Source organism: Kitasatospora sp. NPDC091257, assembly GCF_044757675.1.
Lineage (GTDB): Bacteria > Actinomycetota > Actinomycetes > Streptomycetales > Streptomycetaceae > Kitasatospora > Kitasatospora lactacystinica.
Genome location: NZ_JBIVVI010001081.1, coordinates 1 through 3124, shown reverse-complemented (window position 1 = coordinate 3124; position 3124 = coordinate 1). Strand labels below are relative to the sequence as shown.

At 73.3% G+C, this 3124-nt stretch carries 2 protein-coding genes; both read right to left on the bottom strand.

Translation table 11 applies throughout. The annotated features are described in order from the left end of the window. Positions 1-135 precede the first annotated feature (135 nt). Positions 136-2190 (bottom strand): transglycosylase domain-containing protein, encoded by a 2055-nt coding sequence (locus ACIQOV_RS34595; RefSeq protein WP_401054803.1) that lies wholly within the window; start codon positions 2188-2190, stop codon positions 136-138. A gap of 76 nt (positions 2191-2266) precedes the next feature. Then, positions 2267-3124: NADase-type glycan-binding domain-containing protein (locus ACIQOV_RS34590; RefSeq protein ID WP_401054801.1), on the bottom strand; the 858-nt coding region annotated here is incomplete at its 5' end.

The window sequence follows — 3124 nt, the reverse complement described above, 5'->3', positions numbered from 1 at the left end:
TCCCTTTGTGGGCCCCTCTCGGGGTGCCGCCGGGGCACGGGCCCCCCGCCCCGGGGCCCCGGGGGCCCGGGGGCCACGGCCGCCGGGTCACCGGGCCGCCGGGCCGCCGGGCCGCCGGGCCGCCGGGCCGCCGGGTCAGGGCAGCTGCACCGGGGTGAAGGTTCCGGCCGGGGTGCCGGCCAGGGCGCCGTCCATGGCGTCGCGCCAGATCGGGCCGGCCAGGGTGCCGCCGAAGGCCTGGCCGACCACCGTGCCGCCGATCCGCTGACCGTCCAGCGGCTTGGGGTTGTCGGTGTCGCTGACCACCGTCGCGCCCGCCATCTCCGGGGTGTAGCCGACGAACCAGACCTGGCGGCTGTCGTTGGTGGTGCCGGTCTTGCCCGCGCTGTCCCGGCCGGTGAGGCCGGCCGTCCGGCCGGTGCCGTCCTCCACCACGCCCTTGAGCATCGCGCTGACCGTGTCCGCGGTGCCGGCCGACATCGCCGCCGAGCAGTTCGCCTGCGGCACCGCGAGCTGCTTGCCGTCGGGGCCGGTCACCGAGGTGATCGCGGTGGGCGCGCAGTACGTGCCGTGGGCGGCGAAGGCCGCGTAGACGGCCGCCATCCCCAGCGGCGTCAGGTCGTTGCTGCCGAGCGTCATCGACGGGACCACCTGGAGCTTCTCGCCGCCCGCCTGCTGGGTGATGCCCAGCCTGTCGGTCATCCGCGCGACCGAGCACAGGCCGGTGTCGGCCTCCAACTTCGCGAAGTAGGTGTTGACGGACTGTGCCATGGCCGACTTCATGTCGAACCGGCCGGTGAGGCTCTGGCTGTCGTTGTGCACCTGCCCGGCGGAGGGGAACCGGCCGCCCGAACAGTCCGTCATGGCCGGCCACGGCATGCTGTAGTCGGTGGTGTAGCTCTGGTCCGCCGGGATGCCGCCCTCCAGGGCCGCCGCCGCGACGATCGGCTTGAAGGTCGAACCGGTCGGGAATCCCAGCCCGCCGCCCATGGCCTTGGGGACGTTGTAGTTGATCTGGGTCCGGTGCTGCTTGTCGTCCACGCCGTACGGCCGGCTCTGGCCCATCGCCAGGATCTCCCCGGTGCCCGGCCGGACGATGCTCATCGCGGTCGCCGCCTGGTCGCCCGCGTCGACGTGGCCGGTGACCGAGGCCTGCAGCGCCGCCTGCGCCCCGGGGTCGAGCGTGGTGCGGATCTGCAGGCCGCCGCGCTTCCACACCGCCTGCCGCTCGGCCGCCGACTTCCCGAAGACCGGGTCCGTGAGGACCACGTCGCGCACGTAGTCGCAGAAGAACCCCTCGCCCTGCTTGGCCAGGATGCACCCCTGCTGCGGCGCCTGGACGTTCAGCCCGAGCGGGGAGTCGATCGCCTGCCGGGCCTCCTCCTGGGTGATGTGCCCGTACGCGGCCATCTTGCGCAGCACGGTGTCCCGCCGCTCCTTCGCCGCCGTCGGGTTGACCACCGGGTCGTAGCCCGTCGGCGACTGCACCAGGCCGGCCAGCAGCGCGGCCTGCGGCAGGGTGAGGTCCGCGGCGTGCACGCCGAAGTAGCGCCGGGCGGCCGCCTCGACGCCGTACGCCTTCTCGCCGAAGAAGGTGATGTTCAGGTAGTTGGTGAGGATCTGGTCCTTGCTCAGGGTCTCCTCGACCTTGATCGCGTACTTCAGCTCCTGGATCTTGCGGCCCACGGTCTGCCGCTGCGCCTCGGCGACCTTCTGCGGGTCGTCGCCCGCCTCCTCCACGAAGACGTTCTTCACGTACTGCTGGGTCAGCGTGGACGCCCCCTGGGCGGTGGTGCCCGAGGAGGCGTTCTTGTCCAGGGCGCGCAGCACGCCCTTGAGGTCGATCGCGCCGTGCTCGTAGAAGCGGTTGTCCTCGATGTCCACCAGCGCGGTCTTCACCAGCGGGGAGATCCGCTCCGCCGGGACGACCGTACGGTCCCGGTCGTACACGGTGGCGATGGTGCCGCCCCGGGCGTCGAGGACGGTCGAGGCCTGGGACAGCGGCGGGGTCCTGAAGTCGTCGGGCAGGCTCTCGAAGTCGTCCGCCGCCGACTGCGCGCCCAGCCCGACCGCCGCCACCGCGGGGAGCACCGTCCCCGCCGCCACCACCCCGGCGATCACGCTCACCGCCACCAGCCGCGTCCCGTGCCCCAGCTTCCCCATGCCCGCCACCACCCGCCGTTGTGCCATGACGGGTGACCGTACGCGGCGCAGATGAGGAACTCCTTGGAACCGCGACGTCACAGCGGGCCGGGCGGACCGGGGCTCAGGTGCGTTTGAAGAACTCCACCTCCGAGAGTGCGATGGCGCGGCCCGGGCCGGTGCCGGCGGCCTCCCGGACGGTGAGCTTCACCTGGGTGACGTCGCTGATCCCGGTCTGCACCGTCTGCGGGCCGGGCTGGTCGTTGAGCGGAACCTGCTGGGTGTGCACCGTGCCGTCCTTCTCGGTGACCTCCAGGGCGAGGACGACGGGGCGCGCCTGCTGCTGGAAGTGCTGCGGGTCCACGGAATCCCCGGTGTGGATGATCAGGTCCACCAGCCGGAACGGGGTGCGGAAGGAGAAGGTGACGGAGTCCCCGATCGCGGGTGCGCCCCAGTAGGTGTTGCTCAGGCCGTCGTCGGCCAAGGTGGCCGGATGGCCCTCGACGGCGGCGCTCGCCGAGGTGGCGGCGGGGGTGATCGGCGCGGTCTTGCGGAGCTTGTCCAGCACATCCTGGAAGGCGACCTTGCCCGCCGGGTAGAGCAGGATCCCGGCGACCACCACGGCGATCAGCACGAGCAGCGCGATGGTGCGGCGCAGCGCGTTGCCCGAGCCTCCGATCCGGACCCGGCGCCGGAACGGCCAGCGGGTGCGCCACCAGGGCAGCTTCGGCGCGGCCTCGGTGGGCGTCAGCGGCGCGGCGCAGCGGCGGCAGAACTTCCGCTCGGGCAGGTTCGGCGTGCCGCACCGGGGGCACGGCGGGCCGTCCTGGGCCTCGGCGGTCTCGGTGGGCCGGCTGACGGGGCGCGGTGCGACGGGCTTGGCCGGCTGGACGGCCACCGGGTCGGCCGGCGCGGTCCCGGGGTGGCGTCGGTGCCGGTGGTGGTCAGTTCCGCGGTGATGGTGGTGTCCAGCGCCGCCACG